Source organism: Desulfobulbus elongatus DSM 2908 (assembly GCF_000621145.1).
Lineage (GTDB): Bacteria > Desulfobacterota > Desulfobulbia > Desulfobulbales > Desulfobulbaceae > Desulfobulbus > Desulfobulbus elongatus.
Genome location: NZ_JHZB01000011.1, coordinates 69,061 through 90,025, shown reverse-complemented (window position 1 = coordinate 90,025; position 20,965 = coordinate 69,061). Strand labels below are relative to the sequence as shown.

The following is a 20,965-nucleotide window of genomic DNA, read 5'->3' as shown; positions in this document are numbered from 1 at the left end:
CCTCTCCTATGGATGGATGATCTCGGGTTGGGGATGGGTGCCCAGGGGGCAGCGCCGCATTTCTTCCTCGGTGTGCACGGCTGGGTGAATGACCTGGAGGGCCGCTTCCATGGTCGGATAGACATGGTCGGCGCCGATCTTGTTGTACAGATGGGTCCTGACCAGCACCTTCATCACCGTCTCGTTGATGCCGCTGAAGGAGACATCGATATTCGCACTGCGCAACCGGCCGACCAGCAAGGATAATGTTTCCTCGCCGGAGGCGTCAATATCATTGATGCCGTTGGCGACGATCAGGATGTGGCGCAAGGTGGTCTTGCACAGCATCAGGTCGGAGATCTTGTCTTCGAGATAGCTGGCATTGGCGAAGAAGAGCGGCCCCTCGAAGCGGATGATCGACAGGTACCTGCACTCCTCGAGCCCGGTGCTGACCGCGCAGACCAGCACCCGGCTGCGGTCCCTGGTCAGCGAGGTGACCACCGGCCGCATGTTCTTGTAGAGGAACACCAGGAGGCAGAGGACCACGCCCAGCATGATGCCCTTGTCGAGGTGGGGCGCGAACCACAGGGTGCAGATGAAGGCGAGGATCGAGATGAGGCCGTCGTACCACTGCGCCTTCCAGGCGTGGAGGAAACCGGAGACGTTGATCAGGCCCATGACCGCCATCATGATGATCGCCGCCAGCACCGACTGCGGCAGATGGTAGAGGAGCGGCGTGAAGAACATGAGGGCGATGACCACCGTCAGCCCGGTGAAGACGCTCGCCAAGCCGGTCGCGGCCCCGGCCTGGAGATTGACCGCCGACCGGGAGAAGGAACCGGAGGCCGGATAGCTCTTGCCGATGGCGCCGACGATGTTGGCCAGACCCTGGCCGATCAGCTCCTGGTTGGGATCGATGCGCTGGCCGGTCTTGCTGGCGATGGCCTTGGCGATGGAGATGGCCTCCATGAAGCCGAGCAGCGAGATGATGGCCGCATAGGGAAAGAGATGGAGCATGACGCTCAGGTCGACCTTGGGCACGCTCAGGGCCGGCAGGCCCTTGGGCACCACGCCGATGACCTCGCCGCCGCCGGTCAGCGGCACCTTGTCGGACTTAAGCGCCTTGTTGCCCACCCGGATGCGCCAGATGCGGCCGTCGGTCTTCACACCGTCCGGCAGTTCGGCGGCCGGATAGTAGAGCACGCTGTCGTCGGGCTGGATGGCCGCCTTGAATTGGAGCAGGCGAAGCGCCTCCCGGTAGAGATGGGCCTTGTCCTTGAGCTCCTCGATCTTCGACTGGATCACCCGGTCGTCATGCTCGGCATCAAGCCGGGCAATGGCATCGTGCCCCTGTTTCGCCTCCTCGAGCCGCTTGCTGGTTTTGGTCCGCTCTTCGGCCAGGGGCGGGATGCCGTTGGTGGCCTCGTTGAAGGCCGTGATCAGCTCCAGGGCCCTGGGCGACCGGATGGCGGCGCTGTCCACGGCGGCGTTGTGCTCGAAGCCGATCATCCAGGAGAGCACGGTGGTGACGATCACCGCCACCAGCACGTTGGGCACCCTGGGGGCGATGCGCTTCAGGGTGATCATGATCGCCAGGGCCAGAGCGCCGATGAGGAAGGTCGGCCAGTGGGTGTAGTGGATCGCGGACTGCACCACGCGGATGATGGTTTCGTAGTGGTGTTCGGCGTTGTCGACGTTGACGCCGAACATTTTCGACAACTGCGAGGTGGCGATGATGATGGCGGCGGCGTTGGTGAAGCCGTTGACCACCGGGTGGGAAAGGAAATTGACCACCAGGCCCAGGCGCAGGACGCCGAGAGCGAGCTGGAACAGACCGACCAGAAGCGAAAGGAGAATGGCGTAGGCGATGAAGCTCTCGCTGCCGGCGGTGGCCAGGGGTTCCAGCGAGGCGGCGGTCATCAGGGAAACCACGGCCACCGGGCCGGTGGCCAGCTGCCGGCTCGAACCGAAAAGGGCGGCGACCATCGGCGGCAGAAAGGCGGCATAAAGGCCGTAGTAGGCGGGCATGCCCGCCAGTTGCGCATAGGCCATGGACTGGGGAATCAGCACCAGGGCCACCGTCAATCCGGCAATGGCATCCGCCTTGAACAGGGCGAGATTGTAACCGGAGAACCAGTCGAGGAAGGGGAAAATACGTTTGATCATGCCGCTCGTTTCACCTCAGATCGTCCAAAGTTAAGGGTTGACTGCCTCTTTCATTGCCTCATCGCGTCCTGTTTTCCAGCATCCGCCGGCAGGATTCGATCAGATCCTTATAGAGCGCCCCGACATCGTAGAGATTGTTCATCCGGAAACGAACCATGCTGTCCACCATGGAGAAAACGATCAGGGCCGATTTGCGGGCGGCGATGTCCGGAGCGATGGAACCGTCGCGCTGGCCGGTGACAATGGCATTCTCGAAAATATCGACAAAGCAATTGTAGACGGCCTCGAGATGATCCCGGCACTCGGGATTGCTTTCCGCCAGCTCGTAGGGATAACGCTGATGGAGAATGGCGAACAGATCTTCCCTGCTTTGGGCCATGTAGAGGTAAAAGGAAATCGATTCCTCCACCATGTCCAGGCCGGTCTTTTCCGACTCCGCGTTCCGATACCGCTCGAATTCCGGCAGGATGCCCTCCTTCAAGTTGCTCAGGATCGCCAGGAAGAGTCCCTGCTTGCTTTTGTAATGGTAGAAAATGGTCCCCTCGGCGGCCCCGGTCATTTTCGTCAGCTCCCCCATGGCCGTATCCTTGTAGCCCTTGCGGGAGAACAGATGGGTCGCAGCCTGGAGGATGACTTCTTTCTTTTTCATGCCGTGGTTCCTGTGACGAGGGAAAACTAGACTGAGCGCTCAGTCAGTTTTATAAGGAAAATCTTCTTCCTCGTCAAGAACAAAAAGGAAAGATGCGGATCGATTACACGAACCTGTTAAAATAAAAAGGTTTTCAGAACACAAAAAATGAGCGGTCATTCACCGCCACCTCCTGCGGCCGCCTTCTGTGCCGTGAAACGGGGCGGGCGGGCCGATCGGGGAAAACGAAAAAACGATGCCTGCGCCGGTTTGCCATGGAACCGGGACGAATCGGATTTTTCCGGTACGCCCGCCGCATCGGACAAGGCATATCATGCACCGGCAAGGCGTTTTGCCGTTCTCCTTGTCCGGCCTGCGGGGAAACCGGTTGCAACCGAGACGCCTCCCTCCCTGCCCGATCTCGGCCACTTGCGTCTGTTTCTTTCGTTGCACAAACCGGCTGCGACCATCCACCCTGTCACCAATTATACACACAGAACTATTTCATTTATTTCAATAAGTTGCAAACAGATCGCCGCCAGGCGTAACCGTTACTACACAGTGCGACCGTTCCGTCCTCGAAATCTTCTCCGCGGCATTCAGCAAAATAATTATCTAACAATTTGATATGTAAAATAAAAATATTTTATTGCCGCGCAATCGTCCAACTGGCCCCGGTTCTGCACAAACAAGGGCATCAAAGCAGCATGCCGGGTACGGCAGGAAGAAGCCATGACGAACGGACACCAGCACCATCCATCCACGGATCACGAATACCTCGACCTGAAACAGGCGGCGACGATCTGTTCCGTTTCCGAGGAGCGGTTCGGCAAATGGATCGCCAAAGGGGCCGTCCCGGTCGTTGAAATCAAGGGCAGGCAACTGATCCATTTTCATGACCTGGTCCAACACCTCGTCCGTCACAACATCCCCATTCCCGACCAGCTGCTCCAGGGCAACAGCAGAAAAATCCTCTTCGTCCTCACCGACGAATCCATACCGCACACAATCACCATCGAGGTTATCTGGGCCCTGTACGCATTGCGCAAGCAAACGGCCTACATCTTCGACTTCGTCCGGCTCGACACCAACATCGAACTCAAAATCATCACCTTCCACCCGGACAAAATCGTTTTGTTGCAGGAGGACGCCAACGACCAGGAACCGAAACGGCTGCTCCAGAAATTAACCAACGGCTCCACCCCCATCTGCACCTTTGCCGCCGACCGGGTCGCCGAACTCAAACAATTTCTCAGCGGGTGAACAGGACAGCATGCAACCGTCGACGACCAGGACGCACGCTCCGACGATGGCGATTGTTCCGGCAGGGCCGATGACAGCGCGCGTCGATGCCCGGTTCCCGCTTTTTTCCGTACTGCCGACGCTAGGTGTCGGCGGTTGTGTCGAATCCGGTCATGGCCGCCGGGGACTCCCCCTTCCCGGCGCCATCCGGTTCGACCGGTTTGGGCGATGCCCAGATTCGCCGCTGCCGGCACATATCGTTTTCAAGAAGCACCAGCCCTCACCAGGAGAGAGAGACCATGTCATTGTACAGCGTACTCATTGTTGACGACGAAGAGGAATTCCGGGACATGACCGCCAAGCGGCTGAGCAAGCGCGATCTCCAATGCGAGTGTGCCCCCGACGGCGACACCGCCCTGGGCATGATCGCCGAGAAGAGCTATGACGTCGTTCTTCTGGACGTCAAGATGCCCGGCCGCGACGGCATCGAGACCCTCAGGGAGATCAAGCGCATCGCGCCCATGACCGAGGTGGTGATGCTGACCGGCCACGCCTCGGTGGAATCCGGGATCAACGGCATCAGATACGGTGCCTTCGATTACCTGATGAAACCCATGGAACTGGACCCGCTGTTCGAAAAGCTCAACGCGGCCTACGAGCGCAAGCGGACCCAGCAGGAAAAGATAAAAATGGCCCAGATCAAGAAAAACATGGCCCGTCCGTCCTGACCGGCGGCGGCCTTTGTATAAACCCGAAAAACCGTTTTCATCGACAACCTAAAGGAGAGCAAAATGAAGTTTTTTCGAGATCTGAACCAATTCATGATGGCCGGGGCCAAGGCCCATGCCCGATGGGAATTGGAAATGTCCAACAACATTCTGAAGAGCCGCACACGGCTCCTGGTCCTGGGGCTGCTCTGCATCCCCGTTTTCCTGGGCGGCTACGCCTTCGCCGATGCCGTCGGCCAGGCTCTGCCCTCCTTCATCGGCGGCAAGACGGCCTACGGCCCCTCCCACTACACCAACCTCATTTTCGGCGCCTCGGTGCTGGTCGGCGTCTGCGCCGGCCTGATCACCGGCTGCATCGGCGCCGGCGGCGGCTTCATCATCGCCCCGGCCCTGATGAGTGCCGGCGTCAAGGGTATCCTCGCGGTCGGCACCGACCTGTTCCACATTTTCGCCAAGGCGATCATGGGATCGGTCCTGCACCGCAAGATGGGCAACATCTCGGTGTCCCTGGCGGTCACCTTCCTGATCGGCGCCATCATCGGCTCCACCTTGGGCGGGTACCTCAACCGGGCCATCTATGACGCCAACCCGGTGCTGAGCGATATGTTCATCACCTGTGTCTATGTCGTCATCCTCGGCTTCCTCGCCTACTATGCGATGAGCGATTACCTCAGGTCCCGCTCCAAGAAAGTGGTGATCGAGGAAGGCGCCACCAAGATCGCCGAGGAAATCCCGCCCATGGGCAAGCGGCTGCAGGCCATCAACATCCCGCCGATGCTGACCTTCGACGAAAACGTCACCCCCGGCGGTCGTCGGATCTCCTCCCTGTTCCTGGTGGTCAGCGGTTTCATCGTCGGCATGGCCGCTTCGATCATGGGCGTGGGCGGCGGCTTCCTCACCTTCCCGATCTTTGTCTATGGCCTGGGCGTGTCCTCCATGACCACGGTCGGCACCGACATCTTCCAGATCGTCTTCACCGCCGGCTATGCCGCCATCGGCCAATATGCGATCTACGGCTTCATCTTCTACACCCTGGCCATGGGCATGCTGCTCGGCTCCCTGATCGGCATCCAGATCGGCTCGATCGTCACCAAGGTCGTTCCCGGCACCACCATCCGCGGTTTCTATGCGGTCACCGTGACCGCCGGCTTCCTCAACCGGGTCTGCGCCCTGCCGGAAAAACTGATGAAGATGGGCTATGTCGACCTGTCCAAGGACTTCATCAAGATCGTCGATCTGATTGGCAATGTGGGCTTCTTCATCATCATCACCACCTTCGCGGCGTGGGTCTTCTGGTGCTTTTTCACTAATCTCAGTGTCCTGAAATCAGGGGAGGTGCATTGATCATGGCAAGCACGGCACAACTCAAAACCACGGGACTGTTCCTGCTGGTCTCCTTTTTCGCGATCCTCGTTGCCATCTTCATGCCGCTTTTTCCGAGCGCCAGCGGCCAGAAAATCAACGGGCTCGACTACCTCGACAACTTCTTCAACCAACTGTCGAAAAGCTCGGCCTACTACATTCCCGATCAGTTGGAGAAGGCGAAGAAATACAACGGACAGCAGTACAGCGCCTCGCTGAAGATGAAATCCGCCGACGAGGCCGCGACGACCGCCAAGCTGTTCGCCACCAGCGGCATCGGCGCCACCGCCGAGGGTGACAAGGTGAGCGTCAACGGCGATTTCGGCGCCATGATCGCGACCATGCTCAATGATGCCGACCTGATGTACAAAAACGACGGCAAGGCGTTGAACGCCAAATACGGGATGGACGAGCGCCAGGCCATTTACTCCTGGTACCAGGCGCTCACCGCCATGGAAAAGGACATGACCAAGACCGGCAAGTTCGCGGATGCCAAGTTCGTCAAGAGCTGCATGTCCAAGGCCGTCGAGCCGGCGTACAACTACTATGAGGTCGAGGCCAAGCCGGTGAAGGAAGAGATGGTTCTGCTGATCGCCGCCCTGGCCTTCTATGTCATCTACACCATGTGGTACGGTTATGGCCTGCTGTTCCTGTTCGAGGGATTGGGCATCAAGCTTGATCACTGATCCTTCGTAAATCAGTCCACACATTCGGGGCCGCGGGGAAATTCGTTTCCATCGCGGCCCCTTTCTTTTTTGCCATGACATTGCTTGACCGGCTCCTCACCCTGCTGCGGCGACTGCGGCGGTCCGCGACTGCACCGCCCTCCCCGGGTCCCGAGGAACTGCACCGCCAGTTCATCGCCCGCTCCCGCAGCTTCCGCGACCTGCTGACCGCCAATGCCAACACCCTGGCGGCCATGGCCGAACTGGAAACCGCCCTGCGCGACGGCCGCACCCTGTCCATGACCTTCATCCGGGCGCGCTGTACCCTGGTGACGGTCAACGTCTTCAAGATCATCCATCATCTCAACCGGATGGCCGACGGCCGCTACAGCGAACTGGAGCGCGCCTTCTCCCGCCTGCACCGGCAGATTGAAACCATCCTGGACGGCAGGCGGAAACCGGCCACGGGCGCATTGATCCTCGACCTGAGACAGGTCGGCAGGGCCCAGGCCGACCTGACCGGGGAAAAGATGGCCAACCTGGGCGAAGCCGGTTCCATCGAGGGCATCCGCGTCCCGCCCGGATTCGTGTTGACCACCGCCGCCACCGGGCTCTTTTTCCAGCGCAATCAACTCTATCCCCGGATCAACCACATCATCCAGCAGATGGATATCGCCGACCTGGAGGATCTCCACGGCAAGAGCGGAGCGATCCAGGAACTGATCCGGGCCGCGCCGATGCCGCCGGAATTGGAAACGCTGCTCCTCGACCATTTCGACCGCCTGGCCGAGGCGCGGCCCGGCTGCCGGGTGGCGGTCCGCTCCAGCGCCCTGGGCGAGGATCTCGGCCAGGCCTCCTTTGCCGGGCTCTATCACACCGAACTCGATGTCGGCCGCGACACCCTGCTCGACGCCTGCAAGGCGGTGCTGGCCTCGAAGTACACTCCGCGGGCCATCTCCTACCGGCTGGCCAAGGGCTTCCGCCACGAGGAGATCGAGATGTGCATCGGGGTGCTGACCATGGTCGAGGCCACGGTGAGCGGCATCTGCTACACCCGCTCCATCGGCGGCCGGAACGACACCCTGGACCTGTTCTGCGCCCCCGGCACCGCCAAGGGCATCGTCGACGGCACCCGCGCCACCGGGCACCTGCTGCTCGAACGCGCGCCGCCGCACCGGATTGTCCGGCGGCTGGAGGCGGAAGAGGCGATAGCGCCCTGGTTGATCGATGCCGAGGCGACGACCCTGGCCGAAACCGGCATGCGGCTGGAGCACCATTTCGGCGCACCCCAGGACATCGAATGGTCGATCGACCGGGATGGCCGCCTGTACGTGCTGCAAAGCCGGCCGATCACCGCCGCCGCCCTGCACGCCCCCGTGGCCGCGCACCCGCCGCCCGCGGACGATCGCCTGGTGCTCCACGGCGGGGTGACCGGCTGCGGGGGGGCGGGGTGCGGGGCAGTCTGCGTGGTCCACGGCCCGGAGGACATGCTCCGCTTTCCCCGGCGGGCCGTGCTGGTGGTCAGGCATCCCCTGCCGGAGTGGGCGCCGCTGCTGAAACGGGCCGCGGCCCTGGTGGCCGAAACCGGCAGCGAGGCCGGCCATCTGGCCACCCTCTCCCGCGAATTCGGCCTGCCCGCCCTGCTGGCCCTGGACCGGGCCACCGAGCTGCTGGCCGACGGCGACATGGTCACCGTCGACGCCACCAACCGGGCCGTCTACCGGGGCCGCGTCGAGGAAGCGCTGCGCCGGCCGGTCGAGCGGACCAATCCCATGGACGGCAGCCCCCTGCAGCGCACCCTGATCGAGGTGCTCCAGCTGATCAGCCCCCTCAACCTGACCGATCCGGCATCCCCGGACTTCCAGGCAGGCCGGTGCCGGACCCTGCACGACATCACCCGCTTCTGCCATGAAAAATCGGTGATCGAGATGTTCGAGTTCGGCCGCCGCTTCCGGTTCGCCAAGGGCACGGCCAAACGGCTGCGCGACACCCTGCCGATCGAGTGGTGGGTGGTCGATCTGGGCGGCGCCTTTGTTCCTCACTACGATCTCAGCCGCACGGACATCGACATCGCCGACATCGCCTGCCGCCCCCTGCAGGCCATCTGGGCGGGCATGCACGGCGTCCCCTGGGAAGGGCCGCCCGTCGCCGGCCTGCGGACCATGGTCGCCTTCCTCTTCCACTCCGCCCTGCGGGACGGGCTCGATCCGGCCCGGACTTCCGCCCTGCGGGAGAAGAATTATTTCCTTCTTTCGCAAAAGTATTGTAATCTCAGCGCGCGCCTCGGCTACCACTACGCCATGATCGAGGCCATGCTCGGCGACCGGCCCGGCGACCGCTACATCACCTTCCGCTTCAAGGGCGGCGCGGCCGGGGAATCCCAGCGGGTCCGGCGGATCGAACTGCTGGCCGCGGTCCTGGACCACTTCGGCTACCGGATCGACCGGTTGGGCGACGCCCTCACCGCCCGGGTGGAACGGGAGTCCGAACAGGTACTGCTCGACCGCCTCAAGGTGCTGGGGTATCTCGTCATTCATACCCGGCAGTTGGACCTGGTGATGGCCGAAGCCGGGGCGGAGCGGTCGTACCGCGACACATTCATTCAAGAGATTGAGGATATGCTGAACCATGAGTGACCAGACCCTCCAACTCGAAGCCGTGCTCAAGATTCACCTGCTGCTGGTGGACGACGAGTCCGAGTTCAAGGAGGTCATGCAGCGGCATCTCTCGCGGATGGGCATCCGGCTCAGCGTTTCCGAGTGCTGCCTCGACGCCCTCGAACTGCTGGAGGCCCAGCCCATCGACGTGGTGATCATGGACATGAACATGCCGGGCATGGACGGCATCCAGTGTCTGCGCAAGGTCAAGGAACGCTGGCCGCGAACCGAGGTGATCATCCTCACCGGCCACGCCTCGGTGAAATCAGGGATCGAGGGCATGGAAAGCGGGGCCTTCGACTACTGCCTCAAGCCCATCGACATCCAGGAACTGATCGAGAAGATCGAACTGGCCGCGCAAAAGGCCCTGATCAACCAGGAAGACGACATCCCGTAACCTCCGGCGCGCCGGCGCCGTCCTTCAACCCACCAGACAACGACCATGAAAATACGCCCGCAATTGCTCCGTTTCCTGCTGCCGCTCTGCTGCTGCGGCCTGCTGCTCTCCGGTTGCGCCAGCGCCGGCAAGGACTTTGATACCGGCATGGTGCGCCGGATCCAGTTGCACCAGACCACCCGTGCCCAGATCGAGGCGATGTTCGGCCCGCCCTGGCGGACCGGCATCGAGGACGGCAAGCAGACCTGGAGCTACGGCTATTACAAGTACGGCATCGGCGACACTCAAAGCCGGGATCTCACGGTCCGGTTCGACGCCAGCGGCACCGTGGCCTCCTACACCTTCACCTCCAGCTACCCGGAAGACCAGGGCCTGTAACCCGGCCGGCGCCGCCTCGCGCCCGTTTCCCCGCCGCCCTGCCCGACGGCCACCTCGGCCGGCACGATCCGGCATCCCCGCATTCCGGGGGCACCAAACAGAAACATCCCTCAGGCCCCTGGGCCTGAGGGATGTTCTTGTTCCGGCCGCAACCGGAAACGTGTCGAGGGCAGCGCTCAGATGATCGGCTTCATTGCGCTCATGTGGGAGCGGAGTTCCTCGCCCACCTGCTCGACCACGGTGTAGCGGATGGCGGCGTTGATGCCGATCAACTCGATGTTGTCCACCGAGGTGTCCTTCTCGTCCAGGCCTTCGCCGATGACGTCGGTGTCGACGGACTTCATGAAATCGGCCAAAAGCGGCACCGCCTGGTGGGCGAACAGGTAGCAGCCGTATTCGGCGGTGTCGGAAATGACCACGTTCATCTCGTAGAGCTTCTTGCGGGCGATCAGGTTGGCGATCAGCGGCACCTCGTGCAGGCTCTCGTAGTAGGCCGACTCCTCCTTGATGCCCGAGGCGACCATGGTGTCGAAGGCCAGTTCCACGCCCGCCTTGATCATGGCCACCATGAGGATGCCCTTGTCGAAATACTCCTGCTCGCTGATCTCGACATCGGCGGCCGGCGTCTTCTCGAAGGCGGTTTCCCCGGTCTTGGCCCGCCAGCCGAGCAGTTTCTTGTCGTCGTTGGCCCAGTCCTTCATCATGGTCTTGGAGAAGGTGCCGGACATGATGTCGTCCATGTGCTTCTCGAACAGCGGGGTCAGGATCTCCTTGATCTCCTCGGAGAGGTAGTAGGCGCGGATCTTGGCCGGGTTGGACAGGCGGTCCATCATGTTGGTGATGCCGCCGTGCTTGAGCGCCTCGGTAATGGTTTCCCAGCCGTACTGGATCAGCCTGGTGGCGTAGCCGGGATCGATCCCCTTCTTGACCATCCTGTCGAAGCAGAGCAGGCTGCCGGCCTGGAGCATGCCGCAGAGGATGGTCTGCTCGCCCATCAGGTCGCTCTTGACCTCGGCGACAAAGGACGACTGCAATACGCCGGCCCGGTGACCGCCGGTGCCGGCGGCATAGGCCTTGGCGATGTCCCAGCCCTCGCCCTTGGGGTCGTTTTCGCGATGGACCGCGATCAGGGTCGGCACGCCGAAGCCGCGCTTGTACTCCTCGCGCACCTCGGTTCCGGGCGATTTGGGCGCCACCATGACGACGGTCAGATCCTCGCGGATCTGCATGCCCTCCTCGACGATGTTGAAGCCGTGGGAATAGGAGAGGCAGGCGCCCTTTTTCATCAGCGGCATGACCGCGGCCACCACCTTGGAGTGCTGCTTGTCCGGGGTGAGGTTGATCACCAGGTCGGCGCCGGGGATCATCTTCTGGTAGTTGCCCACGGCAAAGCCGTTGTCCGTGGCGTTTTTCCAGCTCTGGCGCTTCTCGGCGATGGCCGAGTCGCGCAGGGCGTAGCTGACATCCAAGCCGGAGTCGCGCAGGTTGAGCCCCTGGTGCAGGCCCTGGGCGCCGCAGCCGACGATGACGATCTTCTTGCCCTTGAGCTTGTCGACGCCGTCGGCGAATTCAGACGCGTCCATGAAGCGGCATTTGCCGAGCTCCTCCAGTTGCAGGCGCAGCGGCAGGGTGTTGAAATAGTTCTGTCCCATGATCATTCCTCTTGTGTTGGTTGGACGGGAAATTGTGAAAACCGCGGGGTGTCCGGGCGGGATGAAGGGTCCCGGGGCAGACCGCCGCCTGACGGCCGGCGCGTCATTCCCCGGTTTCCCGAACAGCCGGCAGCCCCGACGACCTCGATACCGGCGCAGGTTTTCTTCACCATAGCCGAAATTTTTGTTGCGGAAAGTGATTTTTCAGCAATTCATTGTTGCGGAAAATGCAACACAGGCGCACAATGGGCGCTGCACCGCCTCATACCACGGACCGCATCTTCTTTCCGCATTTTTATGGATATCCGCGCCCTCAAAATTTTCAGCCACCTGGCCCGCACCCTCCATTTCGGCCGCACCAGCCGCGCCTGCAACCTCACGCCCTCGGCCCTGACCCGCACCATCCAGCGGCTCGAGGACGAGGTGGGCGCGCCGCTGTTCCGGCGCGACAACCGCAGCGTCGCCCTCACCCCGGCCGGTGCCGTTTTCAGGCGGTATGCCGAGGAGGCGGTGGAACGCTGGCAGGCCCTGCAACGGGAATTGGCCGGCAGCGAAACCCTGAACGGCGAGATCTCGCTGTTCTGCTCGGTCACCGCCGCCATGTTCATCCTGCCGCCCATGCTCAGGGCCTTCCGCCAGGCCCATCCCGGCGTCCAGATCAAGCTCCAGACCGGCGACGCCGCCGAGGCCCTCGACCGGCTCAACAACCGCGAGGCGGAGGTGACCATCGCCGCCCTGCCGGAACGACTGCCGCCCGCGGTCGTTTTCGTCGAGCTGGCCCTCACCCCGCTGGTGTTCATCGCCCCGGCCGACGGCGCCGGATTCCCGGCCGGCGGCACCGACCGGATCGACTGGGCGCGCATTCCGGTGATCCTGGCCGAGCGCGGCCTGAGCCGGGAACGGATCGACCGCTGGTTCCGGGCAAACAACATCCGGCCCAACATCTATGCCGAGGTGGCGGGCAACGAGGCGCTGCTGGCCATGGTCAGCCTGGGCTGCGGCGTCGGCGTGGTGCCGGAACTGGTGCTGGAGAAGAGTCCGCTGCGGGAGCAGGTGCGTCTTTTCGAGGTCGATTCGGGGCTCGCCCCCTTCATCATCGGCGCCTGCACCCTGGAAAGGCACCTGCGCAACCCGGTGATCCGGGCCCTGTGGACGACGATGGCATCGGAGCAGCGGGAACGGCCGCGATAACCGGGAAAACGGTCCGGATATCCGGCGCCGGACCGCCCCGCCGAAAAAAAATCAGCTTTCCCCGCCCTTCATCCCGTCGATGATCTTTCTGCCGTCACCGCCCACGGTATCCAGCACCTCGAGCAGCCGCCGCTTGGCCTTGTGGGTCCGCCGCAATTCGGCGAGCAGCGCCTCCCACTCGGCCAGGCGCTGCCGTTCCCTGAACACCTTGTGCATCAGGCGCAGAAAACCGCCGGCCTCGACGTAGGACTTGGGCTTGACCTGGGCGATCAGGCCGTCGGCCAGGCGTCGCCAGATGGCCAGCGCCACCTCGGGATGGGTCTTGGCCACGGCCTTGGCCACGGTTTCGTCGATGCCCGTGGTTCCGAACGATCCCTTCGCCATGGCCTGGTACAGGGCGACGACATCGTCGAACCGTTTCTCGAAGATGGCGATGTCGATCAGCACGGACCGCTCGGGAAAGCGGTCGCGCCCACCGCTCCTCGGCTTTTCCTGGGCATAGCGCACCTCGGGTGCGGGCAGCGGCCAGGAAACCGGTTCGCCCTTTTTCGCCGGCGCATCGGGCCGCCGGCCGCTCTCCAGATAGCCGAGCGCCCCGGCGCGGACCGGCGGCCAGCAGCCCAGCCGTTCCGCTGCCCGGCGCAGTTCCTTGTAACTCTCCAGCCAGGGGCGATGAAAAAATTCCTCGGCCCGGTGGGCGGCAACCAACTCGTGCTGCTGCCGTGTCTCGGCGATCCGCCGCAACCGTTCCTGCAACCCCTCGGCGGTTCCGGCCTTTTCCCGAACGGTCCGGTCGAACCCCTGGATGCACCACTGCCGGGCCCGCTCCGGATCGCCGGCCTCCACGAGCAGGTCGGCCAGGCGGCCGTAATTGCCCAGCCGTTCGACATCCCGTTCCATCAGCGGCACGATTTTCTCCGTCTGGCCGCTCCGTCGGTAGGCGGCAACCAGGCGGTCCTGCAGTTCGGCCGCGCGGAACGAGTCGGTGAAGGTCGCGGGCCGGGGGCCCTTCTTGGCCGTATCCACCCGCCGCTCCAGCGCGGCCGCCACCTGCCGCCAGTCCTCGGGACCGTAGACCGCGTCGGCCAGCACCTGTTCCCCCGACTGGAGCAGGCCGTACTGGTCCTCCAGCAGACGGTCGATCACCCACAGCAATTGCGTCGCCCGCGGCAGGGACGAACACGGCAGGGCCCGGAGCACGATGTCCATGCACCCGGCGATGGCCTCGCCGGTCTCGCCCTCGTCGTCCGATTGCTCCACCTGTTCGGTGCCCCGCCGCCACAGTTCGTCGCCCAGTTCCAGCAGGGCATCGGCATGACCGGCGGCCAGCAGGGTGGCGAACTGCTGGCGGACATGGGAAAAATCGGGGATGTCGCGTTCGTCGCTCCAGGGGCTCGACCAGGCGGGCTCGTCGGTCAGGTGCCCGATCTCCCGGCGCAGGGCCCGCACCACCGGCTCGATCCGGCCGCTCTTCAGGTGCTCGGCTTCCAGGAGGGCGCGCTCCACCGCCGGAAAATCGGCGGCCAGGCGGACCACCATGTCCAGCAACTCCTCGCGGCTCTTGTCCGCCAGCAGCTTGCGCACCTTGGCGTGTTCCCGCTTGCTCCCCTTTTCCCCGGCCTCCGGCCGCCCGTATTCCGGCTCCTCGTCCTCCGGCGCGGATTCGTCGTCCTGGCCGCTGAACAGCACCAGATGGAGGTCGTCGTCCTCGCTCAGCAGGGGGATGTCCCGCTTGTTCCTGACCTGCCGGACCGCGGCCAGGATCACCGCCACCGCGTGCTTGCACGGCCCGCCGTCGTAGGGACAGGTGCAGAACCAATCGTGCTCGCCGCCCTCGTCGAGATGCACCAGGGTGGCGTAATCCTCGGTCCCCGACACCCAGGCCACCAATTCGTCCTTGGCGGTGCGATGGAGCCCATCCACCCGGCCCAGGTACGCCTTGCCCCTGGCGCGGATCTTCTCGCCGGCCCACTGGTCCAGGTCGTCATAGGTCAACTCGCTCAACAGGGCGCTGAGAGTCTTCATGGCTTCCCCCCTTGGTGTCGTTCTCCTCATTGCCGTGCGTCCGCGCCGCCCCGGGATCGGCACCGCTGGCCCGGACCGCCCGGACAGGCGACGCACTGTTCTGAATGAAACGGACTTTCGCCGGAAAGACAACGGGAAATTGACAAGGGGGCGGCCGGTCGCTCCTTCCGTCGCCGGTTCGTTGACGCAGTTGTGACCGATTTGTAACCGGGATCGAACAATCGCCCGGTACGATGGCCATCGAACAAGGCATCCTTTCGGCTCTTTCCATCGGACTGCGAACGATGACCGCTTCCCTTCCCGCCATTGCCGATTTCCGCGACCAGACCGTCCTCATCCCGAGGGCCGAGGAATTCCGCCGTTCCATCCTCCGGCCGGAAAAAACGCCGCCTTTCTCCGGCGCCGATGTCACCGTCGGCGTGGAGAACGAATTCCAGGTGGCGGTGGAGGGCCGCCGGGAAGACGTGGACCTGGCCATCGCCATCGTCGAGTCGAACTACTACCAGAACCTGACCCTGCGGGCCCGGCGCGGCGACCTCAGCCCCCGCCGGCTCGCCGAACTCGACGACTATCTCGGCGGACAGCAGGCCCGCATCTGGGAAAATTCCTGGGTCCGCTTCCCCCGCCGCCTGCTGGGCGCCTATGCGGCGGAGGTCCTCAACGGCGATCTGCTCGCCGACAAGGCCGATCCGGCCGGGCCGACGCGCCGCGACAGCGATTCCTTTCTCGTGCACCGCCAGGGCGAGCCCTGGCTGCGGGTGCCGGTCAGCTATCTGCTCAAGCTGGCCCTGGCCGAGGCCATCGGCCGATCGGACCAGTGCCCGCCCCTGCTCCGCCAAACCGGCGAAGACCTGATGCCCCACCTGATCAGCGACAACTGCTCGCCCGAAATCACCAGCTTCAGCCTGAGCGGCGGCGGCGACAGCCTGCCCGGCCGGGCCACGGCCCGCGAGACCAGCCGCCGTTTCTTCTTCCTCCACCTGCTCATCGGCTACGCCAACCGCGAATTCCGCCTGTCCCGCTACGGCCAGACCTGCCGGATGTACCTGGCCCCCAATCCGCCGGCCCGGCAGAAGCGGCTCAACGACCTCATCTCCGACCAGTTCTACCGCGAACTCTTTCTCAACCCCTGCCTGTCCGGCTGGCAACGCGGCGAGGACAAGAAGGACTACATGGGCCTGTGCCACCGGACCCTGTCGCGCAGCCAGCTCAACACCATCGCCAGGCTGCGGGAGGCGGGCATCATCGTCAACAACCTGGTGGTGCTGCCCAACACCAGTTCCACCTCGCTGGCCAACAACGGCACCCACATCACCCTGGGCAGCCGCACGCTCAGCCGCTGTTTCCGCGAGCCCGCCGGCAGCGCCTGCGAAAAATACTTCGGCGACCTGACCATCAAGATCGTCGAGCACTTCCTGCCGCTGTTCGTCACCACCTGCTCGGCTGCGCCCCACCGCCTGGACTTCAGCGATTTCCACCCGGAAAAGGTGATGGGCTATCTGCCGCACGAACTCGATTCCACCCACCTGCGCATGCTGTGGCGACGATGGAAAAAGAAGGCCGACCTGCGCTTCTGCGGCCATAGTTTCACCCCGGCGGGCCCCCTGTGGCTCGACCGGCTGACCAGCACCCTGCTGCGGCTGCGCGGCGACTATCTCCCGGACGTGCGCCTGATCGATTACCTGGTGGCCCTGCACAGCGTCGAGCAGAGTCCGGCCCTGGACGGGACGCAGGGCAACCAGGAGCGGCTCAAGCGCGACCTGACCGAGATGGGCGTGTTCGACAGCCGCATGAACATCTACCTGCCCTACCGGATGCGCGCCCGGGCCGCCTACGGCTTTTCCGGCTTCGAGGGCCGCCACTACTCGCTCTTCCCCGATCTCGGCCCCACCTTCGCCCTGGCCGTGGACCTGCAAACCCTGGTCACCCAGATGGCCTGCCGCTGGGTGGCCGAGGGCACCATCCGCCACGCCGACATCCCCGACGATCCCTGCACGGAAAGCGAACGGCGGCAGATCTTCTTTGCCGCGGCCATCGGCGTGCCCACGGTCTTCATCCGCGCCGACACCAAAAACGAGGTGCTGCGCCGGATCGTCGCCCTGGTGGCGCGCCAGCGGCCCAGCCGCCGCTACCGCGGCTATGTGCGCATCGAGGTGGCCGCCTACCAGCAGGCCTGCCTGGACCTGCTGCGGCGGGAATGCGGTTTCGGCGGCAAGGAGGCGGTGACCACGGTCTTCGATCCCCTCGATGCCATGCTCCACGGCAACACCCCCACAGCGGCGGCCCGGCTCACCGAGGCCATCCTGGGCGGGCACGGCTGGGGCGCGGACCCGATGCGCGTCGGCGCCGCCGAATTCAACCGGGCGGCGGAAGCCTATTACCGCGGCGACCTCTGCCGCCTCCATCTCCGCAACGGCCTGGATACCCTGATCGAGGATTGCCAGCGCCTCGACGCCAGCACCGATCCCGTTATCGGCGCGATCAAGGAGCAGGTGCTCGGCAACGGTCCGGCGGCCCTGTTCGTCCACGAGGCCGGCCACCGGCTGCTGGCCGACCAGGCATCCAGCCAGGAAATCCACGCCCTGCTGCTCCTGACCCTGCTGATCATCCACCGGGAACGGCAGCGCGACCACCACGACTGAAGGGAGGCTCCGCATGCAGCATCAGTACATCGTGCGCGAAACCGGCGAGATCGTCAGCGAACGCCTCATCGCCGACCGGTTCATCGACGTGCTCTACAATCGGCTGCGCGAGCAGGCCCCGGCCCTGTTCCGCGCCCTGACCTCGGAACGGGTGTCCAGCCTGCTCGGGTTTCTCAATTTCGACTGCACCCTGCCCGGGGAAAGCCGCCGCGGCCAGGCGCTGCTCTCGCGGATGGGGGTGGACGAAGGGGAGTGCCTGGAGCCGCAGCACGGCTTCGCCACGCCCCGCCAGGTGTTCGAGCGCAAGATCCGCTACTGGGACTGCCGGCCCATGGACCCGGACCCCGAGGCCGTGGTCGCCCCGGCCGACGCCAAGGTGCTGATCGGCTCGCTGGCGGAATCGCCGGAGCTGTTCGTCAAGGAAAAATTCTTCTCGGTCCCGGAACTGCTGGGCGAGGACCTGCCCTGGCATCCGTTTTTCGCCGGCGGTGATTTCGCCATCTTCCGCCTGACCCCGGACAAGTACCACTACAACCATGTGCCGGTGAGCGGCGAGGTGATCGATTTCTACCAGCTCGACGGCCGGTATCACTCGTGCAACCCCAGGGCACAGATCGCCCTGGCCTCGCTGCACGCCAAGAACCGGCGGGAGGTGACCGTCATCGACACCGACGTGCCCGGCGGCAGCAACATCGGCCTGGTGGCGATGATCGAGGTGGTGGCCCTGATGATCGGCGACATCGTCCAGTGCTACTCGGCCAGCGGCTACGACGAGCCGCAACCGGTGACCAAGGGGATGCGCCTGGACAAGGGCTGCCCCAAGAGCCTCTACCGGCCGGGCAGTTCCACCGACATCCTCCTCTTTCAGCGGGATGCGGTCACCTTCTGCGACGACCTGGCCCGCAACCGCTGCCGCCGCGACGTGCGCAGCCGCTTTTCCCTGGGCCTCGGCCAGCCGCTGGTGGAAACCGATGTCCGGGTGCGCTCGACCGTCGCCTGGAAACGGCCGGCCGCCGCCGACCCGGCCAGCCCATTCGGCCCGTGCGAACGATCCCGGGGAGAGGCCCCTGGAAACTCCCGCATCCCCGCGGCCTGTCGCCAGGCACGACCGCTGTACTCCCTTCCGCAGGTTCACGCCCTGCCATGACCGCCACTCTTTTTCTTCTCGCCGCCACCGCCCTCTTCGCCGTGGTGATCGTACTCGGTTGGCGCCATCTTCCCGGCGAGCGCTTCCAGATGTTGGCCACGGTGCCGGTGCGCCGCTGCGACCACGGCCACTGGCGCGGCATCAACTTCACCTGGTACGGCCTGCTGCTGGCCAGCGCCGCGATCACCGGCATGGTCTTCGTGCTCATCCTGGCCCGCGCCGCCGGCCAGGGCCTGATTCCGCTGGCGGCCCTGCTGCTGCTGATCGTCGGTCTGTGCGTGCCCGCCTCGCGCTGGGTAGCGCGTAAGGTCGAGAAAAAACGCCACACCTTCACCATCGGCGGCGCTTTTTTCTGCGGCCTGGTGGCCAGCCCGGCGCTCATCCTCCTGGTCGACGGCGGCTGCCTGCTGGCCGGGGTTCCCCTGCTCAACCTGCAGGTGGTGCTGGCGGCGCTGGCGATCGGCTACATCATCGGCGAGGGCCTGGGGCGGCTGGCCTGCCTCAGCTTCGGCTGCTGCTACGGCAAGCCCCTGCATCAGTGCGGCCGTCTCGCTGCCCTGCTCTTCGACAAGGTGGCCATCGTCTTCACCGCGCCGACCAAGAAGGCCGTCTACGAGGGCGGCCTGGCCGGGGTCAAGCTGGTGCCGATCCAGGGCCTGACCTGCCTGCTCTACACCGCCACCGGCCTGTTCGCCAGCGCCCTCTTTCTCCAGGGCCGCTACCGCAGCGCCTTTCTCCTCAGCCTGCTGGTCTCCCAGGTCTGGCGGGTGCTCTCCGAGATGCTGCGCGCCGATTTCCGGGGATTCACCGCCATCTCCGCCTACCAGAAGATGGGGCTGGCCGCGGTGGTCTACGGCTCCCTGCTCTGCCTGGTCCTGCCCCAACCCCACCTGCCGGTGCCCGACATCGGCGCCGGTCTGCTCCTGCTGCTCGACCCGATGCTGCTGCTCGGCCTGAAGGCGGGCTGGTGCATCCTCTTCCTCCATTTCGGCCGCAGCATGGTCACCGGCGCCACCCTCTCCTTCGAGGTGCGGCGCGACTGCATTTAGAAGTGTTCTGAAACTGAAACCCGACGAATCTATAAAAAAGGGAAAAAGGCGGTGAGTTCGGCGTCGGTCAACTCCACGCCGAAGAACAGGGCGAAGAATGCCCTGGTTTTGTGACGCAGATCGTAAGGATAGCGATCCGGATAGAAGGTGCGGGCCAGCCAGTGGGTCCCCAGCACCCGCATGAAGGACGGCGGCCGATCGAGCCAGTTGCAGGGCGTTTTGGGTACGAGCACGACCCGGCGGTCGCGCACGGCGCGCAGATGCTGCCACTTGCCGTCATTCTGGATCGTCTGCAGAAAGGCGGCCTCCTGGGCGACGATCACCTCGGGGTCCAGGTTGAGCAGCTGTTCGAAATTGACGCTCTGCATCCCCATGACCGTGTTCTGCACGCATTTGAGCACATTGTCGCCGCCGGCGAAACCGATGGGCTCGGCATGGAAGGAACGGTCGCAATCGCTGCGCAGCCCGTCCCTGTCCTCGGCATAGTAGACCCGCACCCGCTTGTTTTCAGGGATGGTGGCGAGGAAGGCCTGCAACTGCCGCAGTTCCTCCTCGATGTAGGCGGCCAGCCGCTCCGCCCGCTCATTGCATCCCAGGGCGCGGCCCAGGCGGCGGAAGGCCTCGGGATAGTTATCGGTCCGGTCGATGTTGAGACGCACCACCGGCCGGTCGATCCGGTTGAGGTCCGCCTGGGCGAACTCGTTGATGAGCGCGGTGTCCCAGAACACGATCAGGTCGGGACGCACGAGGAGGATCTCCTCGAGGTTGGGCCGCCGGTCGCCATGCCAGCCCCCGAGCACCGGCAGGGAGAGGAACCGCTGGCCGAGGAACCTGGCTTCGCCGTTGTTGGCGCTGTTGCGGGCCGGCATGTTCACCGCCACCAGCTTGCCGCTGTCCAGCACATGGACCATCAGGCTCATGGGCGGGGCCGAGCCGAACACCCTCTGAACGGCGGCGGCATCGGTTGCGACCGGTTCAGAGGATGTCCGCGCCGGGGCGGCCAGCACCACGGCCGCCGCCAGCATCAGGAGAAAGGCTGCTCGCAGGCAGGGCATCA

At 64.3% G+C, this 20,965-nt stretch carries 16 protein-coding genes; 11 read left to right on the top strand and 5 right to left on the bottom strand.

All coding sequences use genetic code 11. The annotated features are described in order from the left end of the window. Positions 1-6: 6 nt before the first annotated feature. Both Q362_RS0107965 and Q362_RS0107960 read right to left on the bottom strand, forming a co-directional pair. Entirely contained in the window at positions 7-2,145 is a 2,139-nt protein-coding gene (locus Q362_RS0107965; RefSeq protein ID WP_028318250.1) for a SulP family inorganic anion transporter, read from the bottom strand. Between the two features lie 58 nt (positions 2,146-2,203). Continuing rightward, the gene (locus Q362_RS0107960; RefSeq protein ID WP_028318249.1) at positions 2,204-2,794 is read right to left on the bottom strand and encodes a TetR/AcrR family transcriptional regulator; all 591 of its coding nucleotides are present in this window, start codon (positions 2,792-2,794) and stop codon (positions 2,204-2,206) included. Positions 2,795-3,505: 711 nt separating this feature from the next. Between Q362_RS0107960 and Q362_RS0107955 the strand changes: the two genes are divergently transcribed. The 7 genes from Q362_RS0107955 to bamE all read left to right on the top strand — a co-directional run bounded on the left by Q362_RS0107955 (position 3,506) and on the right by bamE (position 10,202). After that, positions 3,506-4,036, top strand: coding sequence for a hypothetical protein (locus Q362_RS0107955; protein ID WP_028318248.1), 531 nt, complete (start codon positions 3,506-3,508; stop codon positions 4,034-4,036). Between the two features lie 278 nt (positions 4,037-4,314). After that, positions 4,315-4,743, top strand: coding sequence for a response regulator (locus tag Q362_RS0107945; protein WP_028318247.1), 429 nt, complete (start codon positions 4,315-4,317; stop codon positions 4,741-4,743). Between the two features lie 63 nt (positions 4,744-4,806). Continuing rightward, positions 4,807-6,087, top strand: coding sequence for a sulfite exporter TauE/SafE family protein (locus Q362_RS0107940; RefSeq protein WP_028318246.1), 1,281 nt, complete (start codon positions 4,807-4,809; stop codon positions 6,085-6,087). 2 nt (positions 6,088-6,089) lie between these two features. Further along, positions 6,090-6,791, top strand: a complete 702-nt coding sequence (locus Q362_RS0107935; RefSeq protein ID WP_028318245.1) for a hypothetical protein — start codon at positions 6,090-6,092, stop codon at positions 6,789-6,791. A 74-nt stretch (positions 6,792-6,865) separates the two neighbouring features. Then, the gene (locus tag Q362_RS19750; protein ID WP_051553888.1) at positions 6,866-9,406 is read left to right on the top strand and encodes a PEP/pyruvate-binding domain-containing protein; all 2,541 of its coding nucleotides are present in this window, start codon (positions 6,866-6,868) and stop codon (positions 9,404-9,406) included. Then, a complete protein-coding gene (locus Q362_RS0107925; RefSeq protein ID WP_035216050.1) occupies positions 9,399-9,824 on the top strand; it encodes a response regulator in 426 nt (141 codons plus the stop codon). Before Q362_RS19750 ends, Q362_RS0107925 begins: the two co-directional genes overlap by 8 nt. Positions 9,825-9,869: 45 nt before the next feature. Then, the gene (gene bamE / locus Q362_RS0107920; protein ID WP_028318243.1) at positions 9,870-10,202 is read left to right on the top strand and encodes an outer membrane protein assembly factor BamE domain-containing protein; all 333 of its coding nucleotides are present in this window, start codon (positions 9,870-9,872) and stop codon (positions 10,200-10,202) included. Positions 10,203-10,378: 176 nt separating this feature from the next. On the opposite strand, the gene ilvC is transcribed toward bamE, so the two are convergent. Then, the gene (ilvC, locus tag Q362_RS0107915) at positions 10,379-11,854 is read right to left on the bottom strand and encodes a ketol-acid reductoisomerase (RefSeq protein WP_028318242.1); all 1,476 of its coding nucleotides are present in this window, start codon (positions 11,852-11,854) and stop codon (positions 10,379-10,381) included. 297 nt (positions 11,855-12,151) lie between these two features. Here ilvC and ilvY point away from each other — a divergent pair, with 297 nt between their 5' ends. Beyond that, a complete protein-coding gene (gene ilvY, locus Q362_RS19745) occupies positions 12,152-13,045 on the top strand; it encodes an HTH-type transcriptional activator IlvY (protein WP_035216048.1) in 894 nt (297 codons plus the stop codon). Positions 13,046-13,096: 51 nt separating this feature from the next. On the opposite strand, the gene Q362_RS0107905 is transcribed toward ilvY, so the two are convergent. Then, a complete protein-coding gene (locus Q362_RS0107905) occupies positions 13,097-15,070 on the bottom strand; it encodes an SWIM zinc finger family protein (RefSeq protein ID WP_028318241.1) in 1,974 nt (657 codons plus the stop codon). Between the two features lie 284 nt (positions 15,071-15,354). Here Q362_RS0107905 and Q362_RS19740 point away from each other — a divergent pair, with 284 nt between their 5' ends. Genes Q362_RS19740 through Q362_RS0107890 form a run of 3 tightly spaced genes read left to right on the top strand, consistent with a single transcriptional unit; the run spans position 15,355 to position 19,908 of the window. Then, complete coding sequence (locus tag Q362_RS19740; protein ID WP_169737383.1) at positions 15,355-17,712, top strand: hypothetical protein; 2,358 nt, start codon at positions 15,355-15,357, stop codon at positions 17,710-17,712. A 13-nt stretch (positions 17,713-17,725) separates the two neighbouring features. Then, positions 17,726-18,859, top strand: coding sequence for a phosphatidylserine decarboxylase (locus Q362_RS19735; protein ID WP_084312443.1), 1,134 nt, complete (start codon positions 17,726-17,728; stop codon positions 18,857-18,859). Continuing rightward, positions 18,856-19,908, top strand: coding sequence for a prolipoprotein diacylglyceryl transferase family protein (locus tag Q362_RS0107890; RefSeq protein ID WP_028318240.1), 1,053 nt, complete (start codon positions 18,856-18,858; stop codon positions 19,906-19,908). Before Q362_RS19735 ends, Q362_RS0107890 begins: the two co-directional genes overlap by 4 nt. Positions 19,909-19,937: 29 nt before the next feature. On the opposite strand, the gene Q362_RS0107885 is transcribed toward Q362_RS0107890, so the two are convergent. Next, complete coding sequence (locus Q362_RS0107885; protein ID WP_169737382.1) at positions 19,938-20,963, bottom strand: ABC transporter substrate-binding protein; 1,026 nt, start codon at positions 20,961-20,963, stop codon at positions 19,938-19,940. Positions 20,964-20,965 lie beyond the last annotated feature (2 nt).